The sequence below is a fragment of the Glycomyces tarimensis genome (assembly GCF_054776215.1).
Window position 1 is genome coordinate 115,823 of sequence record NZ_BAAHCB010000004.1, and the last position, 17,053, is coordinate 132,875.

12 protein-coding genes are annotated in these 17,053 nt (G+C 69.8%); 7 read left to right on the forward strand and 5 right to left on the reverse strand.

The features are described from left to right. Positions 1–11 precede the first annotated feature (11 nt). Both ACYVK3_RS04415 and ACYVK3_RS04420 read right to left on the reverse strand, forming a co-directional pair. Positions 12–3,803 (reverse strand): multifunctional oxoglutarate decarboxylase/oxoglutarate dehydrogenase thiamine pyrophosphate-binding subunit/dihydrolipoyllysine-residue succinyltransferase subunit, encoded by a 3,792-nt coding sequence (locus ACYVK3_RS04415; RefSeq protein ID WP_460496267.1) that lies wholly within the window; start codon positions 3,801–3,803, stop codon positions 12–14. 109 nt (positions 3,804–3,912) lie between these two features. Beyond that, on the reverse strand, positions 3,913–4,272 hold the full coding sequence (locus tag ACYVK3_RS04420) for an STAS domain-containing protein (protein ID WP_460496051.1): 360 nt from the start codon (positions 4,270–4,272) through the stop codon (positions 3,913–3,915). A gap of 293 nt (positions 4,273–4,565) precedes the next feature. Here ACYVK3_RS04420 and ACYVK3_RS04425 point away from each other — a divergent pair, with 293 nt between their 5' ends. From ACYVK3_RS04425 to ACYVK3_RS04435, 3 genes are all read left to right on the forward strand, one after another. Continuing rightward, a complete protein-coding gene (locus ACYVK3_RS04425) occupies positions 4,566–5,273 on the forward strand; it encodes a response regulator transcription factor (protein WP_460496268.1) in 708 nt (235 codons plus the stop codon). Next, on the forward strand, positions 5,270–6,787 hold the full coding sequence (locus tag ACYVK3_RS04430; RefSeq protein ID WP_460496052.1) for a sensor histidine kinase: 1,518 nt from the start codon (positions 5,270–5,272) through the stop codon (positions 6,785–6,787). Before ACYVK3_RS04425 ends, ACYVK3_RS04430 begins: the two co-directional genes overlap by 4 nt. 159 nt (positions 6,788–6,946) lie before the next feature. Then, complete coding sequence (locus tag ACYVK3_RS04435; protein WP_460496054.1) at positions 6,947–8,179, forward strand: S1C family serine protease; 1,233 nt, start codon at positions 6,947–6,949, stop codon at positions 8,177–8,179. A gap of 69 nt (positions 8,180–8,248) precedes the next feature. On the opposite strand, the gene ACYVK3_RS04440 is transcribed toward ACYVK3_RS04435, so the two are convergent. After that, the gene (locus tag ACYVK3_RS04440) at positions 8,249–8,881 is read right to left on the reverse strand and encodes a restriction endonuclease (protein WP_460496055.1); all 633 of its coding nucleotides are present in this window, start codon (positions 8,879–8,881) and stop codon (positions 8,249–8,251) included. A 241-nt stretch (positions 8,882–9,122) separates the two neighbouring features. On the opposite strand from ACYVK3_RS04440, the gene rsmI reads away from it, so the two are divergent. Beyond that, positions 9,123–9,956, forward strand: a complete 834-nt coding sequence (rsmI, locus tag ACYVK3_RS04445; protein ID WP_460496269.1) for a 16S rRNA (cytidine(1402)-2'-O)-methyltransferase — start codon at positions 9,123–9,125, stop codon at positions 9,954–9,956. 122 nt (positions 9,957–10,078) lie between these two features. Here rsmI and ACYVK3_RS04450 read toward each other — a convergent pair whose 3' ends face one another. Together ACYVK3_RS04450 and ACYVK3_RS04455 are read right to left on the reverse strand one after the other, a co-directional pair. Further along, positions 10,079–11,173 carry an ABC transporter permease gene (locus ACYVK3_RS04450; protein ID WP_460496056.1) on the reverse strand — a complete coding sequence of 365 codons (1,095 nt, stop codon included), beginning with the start codon at positions 11,171–11,173 and terminating at the stop codon, positions 10,079–10,081. Next, positions 11,170–12,087: an ABC transporter ATP-binding protein gene (locus tag ACYVK3_RS04455; protein ID WP_460496057.1), complete on the reverse strand. Its 918-nt coding sequence runs from the start codon at positions 12,085–12,087 to the stop codon at positions 11,170–11,172. The genes ACYVK3_RS04450 and ACYVK3_RS04455 overlap by 4 nt, the downstream gene beginning before the upstream one ends. 158 nt (positions 12,088–12,245) lie before the next feature. Between ACYVK3_RS04455 and ACYVK3_RS04460 the strand changes: the two genes are divergently transcribed. The 3 genes from ACYVK3_RS04460 (at position 12,246) to ACYVK3_RS04470 (ending at position 17,033) form a co-directional block, all read left to right on the forward strand. Further along, positions 12,246–13,661, forward strand: coding sequence for an MFS transporter (locus ACYVK3_RS04460; protein ID WP_460496058.1), 1,416 nt, complete (start codon positions 12,246–12,248; stop codon positions 13,659–13,661). A 114-nt stretch (positions 13,662–13,775) separates the two neighbouring features. Next, positions 13,776–15,848, forward strand: a complete 2,073-nt coding sequence (locus tag ACYVK3_RS04465; protein ID WP_460496060.1) for a molybdopterin oxidoreductase family protein — start codon at positions 13,776–13,778, stop codon at positions 15,846–15,848. A gap of 75 nt (positions 15,849–15,923) precedes the next feature. After that, the gene (locus tag ACYVK3_RS04470) at positions 15,924–17,033 is read left to right on the forward strand and encodes an alpha/beta hydrolase family protein (RefSeq protein ID WP_460496062.1); all 1,110 of its coding nucleotides are present in this window, start codon (positions 15,924–15,926) and stop codon (positions 17,031–17,033) included. The last annotated feature ends 20 nt before the right edge of the window (positions 17,034–17,053 follow it).

Sequence of the window (17,053 nt, forward strand, 5' to 3'; positions counted from 1 at the left end):
GGGCGCGCGGCTTAAGCGGCGCTGTCCTGCGGCATCGGCACCGCGACGTCGATGAGCGCTTGCTGCTCGACCTCGTGGATCTTCGGCGAGCCGGTGGACGGCGCGGCGGCCGCGGGCCGGGAGATCCGGCGCAGGTGCACCCCGCCGAGCTCTTGGAGCAGGTTGAGCGCGATGTGCGACCAGGCGCCCTGGTTCGCCGGCTCCTCCTGGACCCAGGCGGTGTCGCTCGCGTTCGGGAACGCGGCCAGCATGCTCCGAAGCTCGTCGGCCGGCAGCGGATACAGCTGCTCGACCCGCAGGATCGCGGTGTCGGTGACGCCGCGTTGGCTGCGGGCTGCGGCCAGGTCGTAGTAGATCTTGCCCGAGCACAGCAGGACCCTGCGCACGTCCTGGGACCGGACCTCGCCGGAGGCGATGGCCGGGTCGGGCAGGACGGGCTGGAAGCGACCCGAGGTGAACTCATCGAGCTGGCTGACGGCGCCCTTGTGGCGCAGCAGCGACTTCGGCGTGAACACGACCAGCGGCTTCTTCACCGGGTCCAGCGCCTGGCGGCGCAGGAGGTGGAAGTAGTTGGCCGGGCTCGTGCAGTTGGCGATGCGCATGTTCTCGTCGGCGCACATCTGGAGGAAGCGCTCGATGCGGCCCGAGGTGTGGTCGGGCCCGGCGCCCTCGTGGCCGTGCGGCAGGAGCAGGACCACGCCGGAGTGCTGGCCCCACTTGGCCTCGCCCGAGGAGATGAACTCGTCGACGATGGTCTGGGCGCCGTCGGCGAAGTCGCCGAACTGTGCCTCCCAGGCCACGAGCATGCCCGGGTTCTCGACGGAGTAGCCGTACTCGAAGCCCATGGCGGCGAACTCCGAGAGCAGCGAGTCGTAGACGAAGAACCGCTCGGCATTGTGGCCGAGGTGGGTCAGCGGCGTGTACTCGGTGCCGGTCTCCTGGTCGATGACGACGGCGTGGCGCTGCACGAAGGTGCCGCGCCGCGTGTCCTGGCCGGCCAGGCGGATCGCCTTGTTCTGCATCAGGAGCGAGCCGAACGCGAGGGTCTCGGCGAACGACCAGTCGACGTTGCCCGACGTGGACATCTCGCTGCGCTTCTCGAGGACCTTGCGGACCGCCTTGTGCGGTTTGAACCCCTCGGGGAGCGTGGTGTGGGCCTTGCCGATCATCGCGATGGTCTCGGCGTCGACGGAGGTGTCGATGTCGGCGACCGGCTCGGGCTGGTGGCGCCACGGCATGGGGCCGGTCTGCCCCGCCAGGGCCTCCTTCGTCTCCCGGAAGACCCGCTCGAGCTGCGCCTGGTAGTCGGCGAGCGCCTCCTCGGCGTCCTCCATGGTGATGTCGCCGCGGCCGATGAGCGCGCGGGTGTAGAGCTTGCGGACCGACTGCTTGGCGTCGATGACCTGGTACATCTGCGGGTTGGTCATCTTCGGGTCGTCGCCCTCGTTGTGGCCGCGTCGGCGGTAGCAGACCATGTCGATGACGACGTCCTTGCGGAACTGCTGGCGGTAGGCGAAGGCGAGCTTCGCGACCTCGCAGACCGCTTCGGGGTCGTCCCCGTTGACGTGGAAGATCGGCGCCTGGATCATGCGGGCGACATCGGTGGAGTACAGGCTCGACCGCGAGTGGGCCGGGGCGGTGGTGAAGCCGACCTGGTTGTTGACCACGACGTGGACGGTGCCGCCGGTGCGGTAGCCGCGCAGCTGCGACAGGTTCAGCGTCTCGGCCACGACGCCCTGGCCGGCGAACGCCGCGTCGCCGTGGATGGCCAGCGGCAGGACGGTGAAGCCGTCCTCACCGAGGTTGAGCCGGTCCTGCTTGGCGCGGACGATGCCCTCGAGCACCGGGTTGACCGCCTCGAGGTGCGAGGGGTTGGCCGCGACCGACACCGTCGTCTCGTGGCGCCCGTCCGGGGAGGCGAACGTCCCGGTGAGGCCCAGGTGGTACTTGACGTCGCCGGAGCCGCCGATGCTCTTGGGGTCGATGTGCCCTTCGAACTCGGTGAAGATCTTCGAGAGCTTCTTGCCGACGATGTTGGCGAGGACGTTGAGCCGCCCGCGGTGGGGCATGCCGATGACGACCTCGTCGAGCTCGTTCCTGGCGGCCTCGTTGAGGACCTGGTCGAGCAGCGGAATGAGCGACTCGCCGCCCTCGAGGCTGAAGCGCTTCTGACCGACGAACTTCGTCTGGAGGAACGTCTCGAACGCCTCGGCGGCGTTGAGGCGGCCGAGGATGTGCTTCTGCGCTTCGACCTTCGGCTTCTCGAACGGCACCTCGATGCGCCGCTGGAGCCACTCGCGCTCCTCGGGGTCCTGGATGTGCATGTACTCCACGCCGACGCGCCGGCAGTAGGAGTCGCGCAGCACGCCGAGGATGTCGCGCAGCTTCATGCGCTGCTGGCCGGCGAAGCCGCCGACCGGGAAGGTCCGGTCGAGGTCCCACAGCGTCAGCCCGTGCGACAGGATGTCGAGGTCGGGGTGGCGGCGGATCTCGTAGTGCAGCGGGTTGGTGTCGGCCATGAGATGGCCGCGGACCCGGTAGGCGTGGATGAGCTCGATGACCCGCGCGGTCTTGTCGATCTGGCCCTCGTGCGTCTTGGCGACGTCGCGGACCCAGCGCACCGGCTCGTAGGGGATGAGCAGGCTGCGGAAGACCGAGTCGAAGAATTCGTCGCCGAGCAGCAGCTGGTGGAGCGTGGCGAGGAACTGGCCGGACTCGGCGCCCTGGATGATGCGGTGATCGTACGTCGAGGTGACCGTCATGATCTTCGAGACGCCCAGGTCGGCGAGGGTCTCGTCGGAGGCCCCGGCGAACTCGGCGGGCACCTCCATGGCCCCGACGCCGACGATGAGGCCCTGGCCCTTCATCAGGCGCGGCACGGAGTGGACGGTGCCGATGCCGCCGGGGTTGGTCAGCGTGAGCGTCGCCCCGGCGTGGTCTTCCATGGTGAGCTTGCCGCTTCGGGCCTTGCGGACGAGGTCCTCGTAGGCGTGCCAGAACTCGCGGAAGTCCATCGACTCGCAGTTCTTGATCGACGGCACCACGAGGGTGCGCGAGCCGTCGGGCCTGGCGAGGTCGATCGCGAGGCCCAGGTTGATGTGCTCGGGCGTGACCAGGACCGGCTTGCCGTCGACGTCCTTGTACGAGTTGTTCATGGCCGGGTGGGCCTTCACCGCCTGGACCAGCGCGTAGCCGATCAGGTGGGTGAAGGAGACCTTGCCGCCCTGGCTGCGCTTGAGGTGGTTGTTGATGACCACCCGGTTGTCGAACAGCAGCTTCGCCGGCACGGCCCGCACGGACGTGGCCGTCGGGATCTCCAGCGACGCGTCCATGTTCTGCGCGACCTTGGCCGCGACGCCTTTGAGCGGCTTGGTGCCGGCTTCGTTCACGGTGGGGGACGCCTTCTTCGAGGAGGTTGACGGAGTGGCGGGGGACTCGGCCGGGGCGGGCTTCGCCGCGGCCGGCGTCGGTTCGGCGTCCGGCTTGGGCACCACCTCGGGCTCGGTGTCCGGCCGCTTCGTCTGCGGCTGGGTCTTGCCGGCCGCGACCGTCTCGGCCTCGGTCTCCGCCTTCGCCGAGACTTCGGAGGCGGAGGCCGCTTCGGGCGCCTGCTCGCCTCCGTCGGCGAGGGAGCCGTTCATCGGATCGCCGCCGAAGAACTCGCGCCAGCCGGCACTGACGCTGTCGGGATTTTCGCGGTAACGCTCGTACATCTCGTTGACCAGCCACTCATTGGCACCGAAATCGGTCAACGGACTGCCCTGAGTCGAACTCGACACAGCTGAATCGCCTCTTCTTTGCAGACGCTGCGTGGACGGGGACAGCAGTCCCCCGGTCAAGGGTAACCGCGAGGCTGGAAAAGCGGAGTACCGGTCACGGCGATGCGGAACCGGTCACTGGTGATTTCTGACGCTATGCGGTCTGCGAGGCGCTGCGTTCTTTGGCCGAGAACGTCTCGGTGGGCTCCTCGAGCAGCTCCTCGGCTCCGACTACGGTGAACAGCCTGGTGATGAACCGGTTGGGGTTCACCACGGCCAGCTCGACGCCCATCTCGCGGGCGATGCGGTAGGCGACCACGATCGTGCCGATCCCCGTCGAGTCCAGCACGGTCACCTTCGCGACGTCGACGCGGATGGCGGCGACACCCCCGGCTTCCAGGGCGTTGGTGATCGTCTCGCGGATCTGGGGAGCCGTCGCGTAGTCGACCTCGCCGGCCAGCTCGACGGTGACGATCCCGTTTTCGGTCGTGCCGGTCTCGATTGACAGCGTCATGAACTCACCTAACAAACTTGTAGGGCTTCACGGCCCGAGCGCCTGCCGCACTCGGCTGCGACCCAAAGTCTATCCGACCGAGCCGACGGAGAACAGGCCACGCACGTCCGCGGCTTGAGGAAATGCGGCAGTGGTCCGTCAGATAGTGATGCCTCCCATTGGATAGTGATGCGCGCCCGCCTCGGGCGGGTTCGCGGGCCGGCGCCGCTGCTCGCTTGGCGCGCCCGGTGACAGGACGTATCCTCAGAACGACCCCCGACCAGCTTGCCGCCGAGCATGTGAAGATGAGGTCCATGCCCCAGTCGAACACCGAGTCCGAGGCCACACTGCTCGTCGTCGAAGACGATGAGAACATATGCGAGCTGCTCGCCACCTCCCTCCGCTACGCGGGATTCGCCGTCCACGCCGTCGGCACCGGGGACGAGGCGCTGCGCTCGGTCGCCCGACACCGCCCCGACCTGGTCGTGCTCGACGTCAACCTCCCCGATTTCGACGGCTTCGAGGTCGTGCGCCGCATGCGCTCGGGCTCGGACCACACCCCCGTGCTCTTTCTCACCGCCCGCGACGACACCGCCGACACCGTCACAGGGCTGTCCGCCGGCGGCGACGACTACATCACCAAGCCGTTCGCGCTCGAAGAGGTCGTCGCCCGCATCCGCGCCGTGCTGCGCCGCAGCGTCGGCGAACTGCCCCGGCCCTCGCGCCTGAAGTACGCCGACCTCGAGCTCGACGAGGAGACCCACGAGGTCTGGCGGGCCGGGCAGGCCGTGCAGCTCTCGCCCACCGAATTCAAGCTGCTGCGCTACTTCATGATCAACGCGGGCCGGGTCCTGTCCAAGTCCCAGATCCTCGACCACGTGTGGCGCTACGACTTCCGAGGCGACGACGGCATCGTCGAGTCCTACGTCTCCTACCTCCGCCGCAAGGTGGACACCGGAGAGCCCAAGCTCATCCAGACCCTCAGGGGCATCGGCTACGTCCTGCGGGAGCAGAATCGTTGAGCGGACTCCACATGGTCGAGGCCGTCAGGGAGCGGTGGGACCGCACGCCCCTGCGGGTGCGGCTCACCGCCGCCGTGCTCGTCCTGGTCGCCGGGTCGCTCGTCCTCATCAGCGTCTCCACGATCCTGGCACTGCACTCCTACTTCCTCGGCACCGTGGACGACGAGCTCGAGGGCACGCTCCTCAAGTTCGACCCCAAGACCTTCAACCTCCAGCTCCAGGTCGACGAGGAGAGCGGCGCCGGCGTCGGCGTGCGGCCCAACCAGTACATCTTCAGCCTGGTGGACGACGACGGCAACCGCATCGACCACCCCGCCGAGCGGTCCGACCTGCCGGTGTTCTCCATCGAGGACCTGCACGAAGCGAACGGCGAAGGCTTCACCGCGCTCGCCGCCGACGGCACCACCCGCTGGCGGGTGCTCGCCATGCCCGGCACCGAAGTCGGCACGGAGCTCGCCGACTACGACCCGAAGGCGCCCACCGGTGAGCGTGCCGCCTACTACGTCCTGTCCTACCGGCTCTCCCACTTCGACAAGACCGTCGCCGGCCTGGTCTGGGTCGACATCCTCATCGGCGCCGGCGTCCTCGCCGGACTCGCCGCCCTCGGTGTGGGACTGGTGCGCGCCAGCCTCTCGCCGCTGCGCCAGATCGAGAACACCGCGGCGATGATCGCGGCCGGGAACTACTCGCGGCGCGTCCCCGACCACCATCCGGCGACCGAGGTCGGCCGCGTCGCCCGCGCCATCAACTCGATGCTCGGCAAGATCGAGAGCACCGTCAGGGCCAGGGAGTACTCCGAGGAGCGCGCCCACGACTCCGAGCAGCGCATGCGCGAGTTCATCGCCGACGCCTCCCACGAGCTGCGCACGCCGCTGACCAGCGTCAGGGGCTATGCCGAGCTGGTGCGTGCCAACCCGGACATGCCCGAGAGCGACCGGCAGCACTACATCGGGCAGATCGAAGAGGCCTCCAAGAGGATGGGCCTGCTGGTGGGCGACCTGCTCCACCTCGCCCGCCTCGACCAGGAGCGCCCGGTCGAGTCCGAGTCGGTCGACCTGGCGGCGCTCGGGAAGGAGGCCGTCTCCGAGCACGCCGTCGTCGCCGAAGACCACGAGTTCGAGTTCAAGACGGTGAGCGGCGCCCGCGCCGTCGTCGCCGCCGACCGGGCCCGGATGCGGCAGGTCATCGACAACCTGCTCACCAATGCCGTCAGGCACACCCCGCCCGGGACCCACGTGAGGGTCGAGGTCATCACCGAGGGCGGGGACGTGGTGCTGAGCGTCGCCGACGACGGGCCCGGCATGGAGCCCGTGACGGCCGAGCGGGTCTTCGAGCGATTCTTCCGCTCCGAGGGCGTCACCCACCCCGGATCGGGACTCGGCCTGTCGATCGTCGCCGCCATCGTGAAATCCCACGGCGGTGCCGTCTCCGTGCGGTCGAAGCCAGGCCAGGGCACCGTGTTCACGGTCCGACTCGCCGCCGAGGCGACCACTGGGCGTGGTTCGGATCATTAAAGGGTTTTAAGGCGTTTTCGCAGCAAAGCGAGAGCAACCCCCTGCATGCTGCTATATATGAGCAACGCTGAGAGCAACTCACGCCCCGAGGGCGCCCGGGACGCGGACCCCGGACCGGGCCCCGGATCACCGCATCATCATGCGAGCGACGAACGACCCGTGCCGCCCCAGCACGAGACCGGCGGTCCCGCGCCGGAACCCGTTGAGCCGCAGCGGTCCGAGGCGCCCGGATTCCCGCCTCCCGGCCAGAACGCCGCCCCGTACATGGTTGCCCCGCACGACGCGCCGCCGTCCTGGCAGCCGCACGCCGCCGCCGCCGGCCCGCCGCCGGGCTACGGCCCGGCGCCCGGCACCGCGGGGTCCGCGAAGCGGGGACGCGGCAAGCTCGTGGCCGGCGCACTGGCATTGGCACTGATCGCGGGCGGCGCGGGCGGCGTCGTCGGCTGGTTCCTCGCGGACGACGGGGACCCGACGACGGTCGTCGAGTCGGTGTCGATGGACGCCGGCGAGGGCATCACCTACACCGAGATCGTCGACAAGGTCAGCCCGTCCGTGATCACGGTCGTGACCAACGCCGCCGAGGGCTCCGGCGTGGTCTACTCCGACGACGGCTACATCGTCACCAACAACCACGTGGTCGAGGGCGCGAACACCGCCGAGGTGCGATTCCCCGACGGCACCGTCGCCGACGCCGAGATCGTGGCGACCGACCCGACGCAGGACCTGGCCGTCCTCCAGGTCTCGGGCGTGGACGACCTGGAGCCGGTCACCGTCGCGGACTCCAGCGGGGTGCAGGTCGGTGACGTCACCGTCGCGATCGGATCGCCGCTGGGTCTGGAGGGCACCGTGACCGCCGGCATCGTCTCGGCGCTCAACCGGTCCATGCAGGTCTCCAGTGAGGACTCGCCGGGCGGCCAGCCGTCCGCGACGAGCCTGAACGGTCTCATCCAGACGGACGCCGCGATCAACATGGGCAACTCCGGCGGCGCGCTGGTCGACGGCAACGGCGAGCTGATCGGCATCAACACCGCGATCCTGTCGACCGGCTCGGGCAGCGTCGGGCTCGGCTTCGCGATCCCGTCCAACACCGTCAGGGACGTCGTGGACGAGCTCATCGAGCACGGCTCCGTCGAGCGGGGCTTCCTGGGCGTGTCGGTCAGCGACACCCAGGGCAACGGCGCGATGATCCTCGAGGTCGAGGCCGACTCGCCGGCCGAGGAGGCCGGCCTCCAGTCGGGCGACGTCATCACCGCGATCGACGGCACCGAGGTCACCTCCGCCTCTGAGGTCGTCGCGGCCGTGCAGAGCAGGGCCAGCGGCGACCAGGTCTCGATCACCTACGTGCGCGACGGCCAAGAGCAGGAAGTCGAGGTCACCCTGGCTTCCAGCTAGGCTCGCCGGACGGCAAGCCGAAAAGCCCCGGAGTCGGTGCGGCTCCGGGGCTTTTCGGCTCGTCAGACGCTAGGGCTTCGCGGCGCTCTGCAGGGCGGCGCGCACCGGACGCAGCTCCGCGGGCGGCTCGCCGGTGTCGATCCACTCGGCGAGGCGGTCCCGGTCGATGATGAGGACGCCGAGTTGCGCGGCCACGGCCTCATTGCGGGCGGCGTGGTGGAGCCAGTGCAGGTTGGCGTTGGTGATGAGCACGCCCGCGTCGCAGTCCCAGCGGGGGCGGATCTCCCCGCCGAGGATCTGGACGTGGCGGGTGCCGTTCTGGCGCTTCATGGCGTGGTCGTCCTTCTTGGCGCGCACGATGATGCGCTTGCCGTTGTTGAAGGTGACCACGAAGTTGCAGCCCAGGTCGTTCTGGCGGTGCCCGAACTTCTTGACGCGCTTGGCGTCGAGGCGCACGAGCAGCTGACCCACCATGGCGTCGAAGTTCGGGATGTTCATCTTGTTGATGTTGCGCATGAGCTCTTGGCGCTCCGCGGTGGGGACGTGCTCGCGCTGGCCGTCGCCGCGGCTGCGGAAGAGGACCCATGCGGCGAGCGCAGTGCCTCCCAGGAGGATCGCTATGGAGGCGAACCATGCCCAATGATCGGCGATGAATCCGAGCGCGAAGTAACCGAGGACGAGAGCGGCGATTCCGGCTCCCACTCTTAGGATCACGGTCAAGGCGGCCTCCACTGTGTTCGAGAGGGCGTGCAGCTGCGTTATGTCGCCTATGTTGTTACACCGAGTATCCGTTACCGTTCGCTCATATGTAAGCCCACTGTCCGGTACCCGACAACTTGGCCGAGCAGCTTGCATGTGCGCGGTGTCGCCGCACCGTGACCGAGGCCCGGCTCTCCGAAAAACGGTAGTGGATACTGGGCCGGTGTCAACATCATCAAGCGGCATGCTCGTGCTTCTCGGTGCGCCGCTGGGAAATCCAGAGGACGCCTCACCTCGGGTGGCGTCCGAGCTGGCCCGCGCCGACGTCATCGCCGCAGAGGATACCCGGCGGCTCCAGCGCCTGCTGAGCGAGCTCGGGGTGAGGGCGAAGGCGTCGATCACGTCGTATTTCGAGGGCAACGAGGTGGGAAAGAGCGGCGCGCTGCTCGAACATCTGTATGACGGAAAGCGGGTCGCGGTCATCACCGACGGGGGGATGCCCTCGGTGTCGGACCCGGGGTACCGCCTGGTGCGGGCCGCGATCGATGCCGGCATCGAGGTGACGGCGGCGCCGGGGGCGAGCGCGGTGACGACGGCGCTGGCGCTGTCCGGGCTGCCGTGCGACCGGTTCTGCTTCGAGGGCTTCGCGCCGCGCAAGGACGGGGAGCGCCGGCGCGTGTTCGCGGCGTTGGCCGAGGAGCGGCGGACGATGGTGTTCTTCGAGTCGCCGCGGCGCGTCGCGGACACGTTGCGGGCGATGGCCGCGGAGCTGGGGGAGGACCGGGCGGCGGCACTGTGCCGCGAACTGACGAAGACCCACGAGGAGGTCCGCCGGGGCACTCTCGGCGAACTGGCCGCGGGAGCGGAGGAGGATCCGCCGCGAGGCGAGATCACCCTGGTGATCGAAGGCTGGTCCGGACCGGACCCCGAAGACGCCACTCCCGAGGCGCTCGCGGCGGCGGTGGCCGCCGCCGAGGCGGCCGGCGTCGACCGCAAGGCCGCGATGAAGGAGGTGGCGAGCCGCTTCGGCGTCCCCCGCCGGACCGTCTACGACGCGGTGGTCAACACGGCCGGATGATCACCGGCCCGGCCGGATGGTCGTGACCGCACACTGTGCGACGCCCTCGATGCCGGCATCAGCGGTCGGCAACGGGAGGTCATGTTGGCTTCCATGCAACGCGGGTCTCGGCGGCGACGCGCCTAGAGCTCGTCGAATTTGAACGTCTTCCACGAGATGACCGCGACCGCGGCGGCGAAGACCGCCAGGAAGCCGATCTCGGGGAGGACCGCCGTGGGCGGTTCGCCGTAGACCACGACCGCCCGCAGCGCCTCGTTGAGATAGCGCATCGGTGAGCAGTACGAGAGCGCCTGCACCCACGACGGCGACAGCGCGAGCGGCCAGAACGCGCCCGAGACGAACGCCATGGGCATCGTCACCAGGTTGCTCAGTCCGGCCGCTCCCGGTCCCGTCTGGGCGATCCCGCCGACGACGACGCCGATCGCCAGGAACGCCAGGGTGCCCAGCAGTACCAGCGGCACCGCGAACCAGCTCCACACCGACAGCTCCAGGCCGAAGCCGACCGCGGCGACGGCCAGGAACAGCACCGTCTGCGCCACCGCGACGATGAGGTTCACCGAGATCTTCGCGCCGACGAACGTCCGCACCGAAGCCGGCGTGAGCCGCAGCCGACGCAGCAGCTTGTCGCGCTTCCAGTCCACGATCGTCCCGGCCGCCCCGAACACGCCCGAGATCGCGATGCCCCAGGCGAGGATGCCCGGCGCCAGGTACTGGATCGGCTTGGCCGAGGTGTCCTCGGCGGCGGCGGTGTCGACGGTGAGCACCGGCTCGTCCGGGGCCGCCGCCGACAATCGCTCCACGTTCGCCTCGTCCACCAGCGCGGTGAGCCGCCCCAGCGCGATGGCGCCGGCCGTGGAGTTGCTCTGGGAGTGGTAGATCGTCACCGTCCGGCCCTGCTGGATCACCGCCGCGTCCGCCTCGCCCTCCTCCAGCCGCGCGAGCGCGGCGTCCAGGTCGCCGGCCGAGGAGATCGCGAATTCGCCCTCGTCGGCCTCGGCGAGGACGGGGACCTCGCCGACCGTCACCACCCGCGGCACCGTCGAGTCGCTCGTACCGAAGACGCTCGACAGCAGCACCATGAACATCAGTGGCAGCAGGATCGTGAAGAACACCTGGCTGCGATCGCGCAGCCAGCCGCGGCCCACGGCCTTGACCAGGCTGACATAGGCCCTGCGGCCGCCGCCGACCCTCGCCCGTTCGGGTGCGTCCACCGTCATGCCCGCCACTCCCGTCCGGTCACTTGCAAGAACACGTCTTCGAGGTTCGCCGTCCGCACCGCCAGGCCCTCCAGGGCCCCGTCCGAGGCCAGCGCCGTCAGCAGCGCCCGGGCGTCTCGCGTCTCGAACACGACCGCGGCGTCATCGGAGGTCACCGTCTCGTCGGCGGCCAGCTCCTTGACGCGCTCGTCGCTCAGCTGGCCGGCGGCCACGGTGATGCGCGTCGGCGCGTCCAGGTCGCGGATGAACCCCGCGGGCGAGTCCACGGCGAGGATCTTGCCGTAGTCCATGATCGCCACCCGGTCGCACAGCGCCTCGGCCTCCTCCATGTAGTGCGTCGTGAGCACCACGGTGCGGCCTTCGGCGTTGATGGCGCGCATCAGGTCCCACAGGTTCCGCCTCGCCTGGGGGTCGAGCGCGGCCGTGGGCTCGTCGAGGAACACCAGCTCGGGATCGCCCACCAGCGAGCAGGCGAGCGACAGGCGCTGCTGCTGGCCGCCCGAGAGCTTCTCGCACCGGACGTTCGCGTGCTCGCTCATGCCCACCTCGTCGAGCATCGCGGCCGCCCGCTTCGCGTCGGCGCCGTAGAGCTCGGCGAACGTCTCGATCTGCTCGCGCACCGTCAGGAACTCGAAGAACGCCGACGCCTGGAGCTGCACGCCCATGCGGCTGGTCAGCGCGGGCGAGTGCGGCCACGGTGACTGCCCGAGCAGGCGCACCTCGCCGCTGTCGGGCTTGCGCAGGCCCTCGACGATCTCCAGCGTGGTCGTCTTCCCCGCCCCGTTGGGGCCGAGGATGCCGAAGAACTCGCCTTCGCCGACTCGGAAGCTCACGCCGTCGACGGCGCGGACCTCTCCGGTTTTGCGGCCGCGGTAGGTCTTGTGGAGGTCGGTGACCTCAATGGCGGCGTCCATAGCCGTCAACGCTATGCCATGCCCCGATGTGACGGGCTTCTCGGCCTTCCGCGAGGTCGCCCGTTCACACCCTCCGTAACAGAGCCGTGAGCCGAACTTCATCGTCGCGGTACAGCTGCCGCACGCGGCGGCAACGCCGCTGGGCGACGGTGGTGGACATGACAGTGACGATGACCGAGACCGCGGCCGAGGAGCCGGCGGTCGCACGCAAGGGCTGGATCACCGACTGGAGGCCCGACGACGAGGCCTTCTGGCGGTCGACCGGCAAGAAGGTCGCGCGGCGCAACCTCCTGTGGTCGGTGATCGCCGAACACCTCGGCTTCTCGGTGTGGGTCATGTTCAGCATCGTGGCCCCCTACCTCGCCGCCGCCGGGTTCGGCTTCACCACCAGTCAACTGTTCTGGCTCACCGCCGTGCCGAACCTCGTCGGATCGTTCCTGCGCATCCCGTACACCGCGGCCGTGGCGGTCTTCGGCGGGCGAAACTGGACCGTCGTCTCGGCCGCGCTGCTGGTCATCCCGACCTCGCTGCTCGCCTACTGCCTGATGACGCCGGGCACCCCGTACTGGTTGTTCATCGTCGCGGGCGTGGCCGCCGGATTCGGGGGCGGCAACTTCGCGTCCTCGATGGCGAACATCTCCTTCTTCTATCCGGAGCGGTATCGCGGCACGGCCCTGGGCGTCAACGCGGCGGGCGGCAACATCGGCGTCCCGGCCGTGCAGTTCGTCGGCCCGTTCGTGATCGCGCTGGGCCTCTTCGGCGCCTCCCAGGGCACCAACGACGCCGGGGACAGCATCTGGCTGCACAATGTGCCGCTGCTGTGGATGGTCCTGGGAGTCGTCGCCGCGTTCATGGCCTGGCGCCACATGGACAACCTGGCGGTCTCGCGCACCCCGATCCGGCGGCAGCTGCCGGCGCTGACGCGCAAGCACACCTGGGTGATGAGCGTGCTCTACATCGGCACGTTCGGCTCGTTCATCGGCTACTCCTTCGCGTTCCCGCTGGTCATCCAGATCGAGTTCCCCCAGTTCCAGTCGCTGTGGCTGGCCGCGCTCGGCCCCCTGATCGGCTCGGTCTCGCGCCCGGTCGGCGGGTGGCTCGCCGACAAGTGGGCCGGTGCCCCGATCACGAGCACCTCGTTCGTCCTCATGGGCGCCGCCGTCCTCGCCGCGATCGGCGGCATCGACACCGGTTCCTTCCCGCTGTTCTTCGTCGCCTTCATGGTGCTGTTCCTGATGAGCGGCGTCGCCAACGGATCGACGTACCGGTCCATCCCGGCGATCTTCCAGGCCGAGGCCGCCGCGGCAGTCGGACGTGAGACCAGCGCGGACGAGGTCGTGCGGGCCAAGAAGCTCACCGCGGCGGCGCTCGGCTGGATCTCCGCGATCGGCGCCTTCGGCGGCTTCCTCATCAACCAGGGCTTCCGCGTCTCGAACGAGCAGACCGGCTCGGTCGTGACCGCCATGTACGTCTTCCTCGGCGGCTACGCGGTCTTCCTGTTCATGAACTGGTGGTTCTACCAGCGCAAGGTCTTCCTCGACCGCGCCCCCAGCCTCGCCTACGCGAAGGTCTAGCACCGCATGCCGCACCGGTGCCCGCAATCGCCGAGTCCGGAGATTGCGGGCCACTTAGCATCCCGGAAACACTCGGCTCGTGGCGATGTAACCGCCCGAGCGCACACTCGCCTCATGAGCGTTCGCACCAGCCTCCCCGTCGTCCGCACCGCCGACACCCACTGCCCGTACTGCGCGCTCCAGTGCGGCATGCGGCTGGAGGAGGACGAGGCCGGCGCGGTCACCGCCGCGCCGCGCGGCGGCGGCATGTGCAAGAAGGGCTGGACGGCGCCCGAACTGCTCGACCACCCCGGGCGCGTCACCTCGCCGCTGCTGCGCGGCGAGCCCGTCTCCTGGGAGACCGCGCTCGACCACGTCGCCGCGAAGGTCCGCGCGGTCCAGGCCGAGCACGGCAAGGACGCCGTCGGCGTCTTCGGCGGCGGCGGACTCACCAACGAGAAGGTCTACCAGCTCGGCAAGTGGACGCGTCTGGCTTTGGGCACCAAGCACATCGACTACAACGGACGGTTCTGCATGTCCTCGGCGGCGGGAGCGCTCAACCGCTCCTTCGGCATCGACCGCGGTCTGCCGTTCCCGACCGAGGACCTCAGGGACTCCGACGTGGTCATGCTCGTCGGCGCCAACCCGGCCGAGACGATGCCGCCGTTCATGCGCTATCTCACCAACGCGGAACTCGTGGTCGTCGATCCGCGCCGCACCGCCACCGCCGAGGCCGCCCAGCTCCACCTCCAGCCGCAGCCGGGCACCGACCTCGCGCTCGCCAACGGCCTGCTGCACATCGCGATCGAGCAGGGCTACATCGACCACGACTACATCGACGCCCACACCGACGGCTTCGACGAGGTCCGCCAGACCGCCGCCGGCTACTGGCCCGCGTTCGTCGAGCGCATCACCGGCGTATCCGTCCCCGACCTGTACGCCACCGCCCGACTCCTGTCGCAGAGCCGACTCGACGGCTCGCGAGCTCGCCGAGGACGCAAGGTCGCCATCCTCACCGCGCGCGGCTCCGAGCAGCACGCCAAGGGCGTCGACACCGTCACCGCCTGGATCAACCTCGCACTCGCCCTCGGCCTGCCGGGGAAACCGTCCTCGGGCTACGGCTGCATCACCGGGCAGGGCAACGGGCAGGGCGGCAGGGAGCACGGCCAGAAGGCCGACCAGCTGCCCGGCTACCGCTCCATCGCCGACCCGGCCGCGCGCGAGCACGTCGCCGCCGTCTGGGGCGTCGAGCCCGACGCGCTGCCCGGAGCCGGCGTCTCCGCCGTCGAGCTGCTGCGCAAGTGCGGCGACGAGGTGAAGATGCTGTTCGTGCTCGGCTCGAACCCGGCCGTCTCCGCGCCGCGCGCCGCCCGCGTCTCCGATCGTCTGCGGGCCCTGGAGTCGCTGGTGTCGTTCGACTTCGTCATGTCCGAGACCGCGGCGCTGGCCGAGGTCGTCCTGCCGGTCACGCAGTGGGCCGAGGAAGACGGCACCATGACGAACCTCGAGGGCCGCATCATCCGCCGCCGCGCACTGCGGCCCGCCCCCGACAACGTCCGCTCCGACCTGTGGGTGATGAAGGAGCTGGCCGATCGACTCGACGCGCCCGGCGAGTACTCGACCGACCCGGAGACCGTCTTCGAAGAGCTCGGCCGCGCCTCGGCCGGCGGCAAGGCCGACTACTCCGGCGTCACCTACGAGCGGCTCGAGGAGCGGACGCTCCAGTGGCCGGTGCCCGCGCCCGACCACGGCGGCACACCGCGCATGTTCGCCGACTTCGAGTTCGGCACGGCCGACGGGCGCGCCAAGTTCGTCGCCGTCGATTTCCGGCACCCGGCCGAGCGCCGCGACGACGTCTACCCGCTGTACCTGACCACCGGACGCGTGCTGACGCAGTACCAGTCGGGCGCGCAGACGCGCCTGATCGGCTCGCTCGACGGTGAGCAGTTCCTCCAGATCCACCCCGACGCGGCCGTGCGCCACGGCGTCAACGACGGCGACTGGGTGCGGGTGACCTCCAGGCGCGGCTCCTACACCGCACCGGCGCGGCTGTCGGCCGACATCCGCCCGGACACGGTGTTCTCGCCGTTCCACTTCCCGGGGGCGGCCAACGCGAACGCCGCCGTGTCCGATGTGCTCGACCCGATCTCGCGGATGCCCGAGTTCAAGGTCTGCGCGGTGAAGATCGCGCCGGCCTCCAAGCCCTGAGCTCGGCCGAAAGACGGAGGCGGACCGGTCATTCTACCCAGGGGGACAAGGCCTTCGCGGGCCTAGTGTGAACCCATGAGACATGAACTCATGATCGCCGCCGCACTCGCCGCGGTCGGTGTCGCGGCCTCCACGACCATCGCCCACGCCGAGACGGCCGACGCCGGAGCCGAGCGCGCCGCGCTCGCGATCCCCGAGCCGAGCGGCGAATACGACACCGGGACCACCACGCTCCACCTCGTCGACGAGGACCGAGCCGACATCTGGGTGCCCGAAGAGGACCGGGAGCTCATGGTCACCATGTGGTACCCGACCGACGAGGAGGGCCGGGCCGCGCCGTACATGACCGCCGAGGAGTCGGCGCGGTTCGGCGCGCAGCTCGAGGTCCCCGCGGACCTGCTCGCCTCCGTGGAGACGAACTCCGTGGCCGACGCCGAGCCGCTCGCCGACGACGGGCCGCTGCCGCTGGTGATGCTGTCGCCGGGCTTCTCGTTCCCGCGCGCCACGCTCACCGGCATCGCCGAGGAGCTGGCCGGCCACGGCTACGTGGTGGCCGCCGTCGGCCACAACTACGAGGCACCGATCAGCTTCCCCGACCGCACCACCGAATGCGTCGCCTGCGCGACCGACGACTACGACCAGATCACGCCGAACCGGGCCGAGGACCTGTCGTTCGCGCTCGACGAGCTCACCGGCGACGACGCCGCCTGGGAGGACGCCGGCGTCATCGACGCCGAGCGCGTCGTGGTCGGCGGCCACTCCATCGGCGGCGCGAGCGGCCACCGGGCGATGCACGCCGACGAGCGCTTCGACGCCGGATTCAATCTCGACGGCACGTTCTTCGGGCTGGACGCGCACAAGCTGGAGCGGCCGTTCCTCATCGTCGGCGCCGAAGAGCACGGGCGGCCGGGCGAGGACAAGACGTGGACGAAGGCGTGGAAGAAGCTGGACGGCTGGAAGCGGTGGATCACCGTGGACGGCACCACGCACAGCTCCTTCACCGACCTCGCGCCGCTGGGCGCGCAGTTCGGACTGCCGCTCCAGGAAATGGACGGGCGCTACGCCGACCGGCTCACCCGCGCGCACGTGACCGCGTTCGCCGACGAGCACCTGCGCGGTGAGGGCGCACCGATCCTCCAGGGCCCGAACGAGGACTGGCCCGAGGTCGTCTTCCACAACCCGTAGCGCCCGGGGGGTCCGCCCCA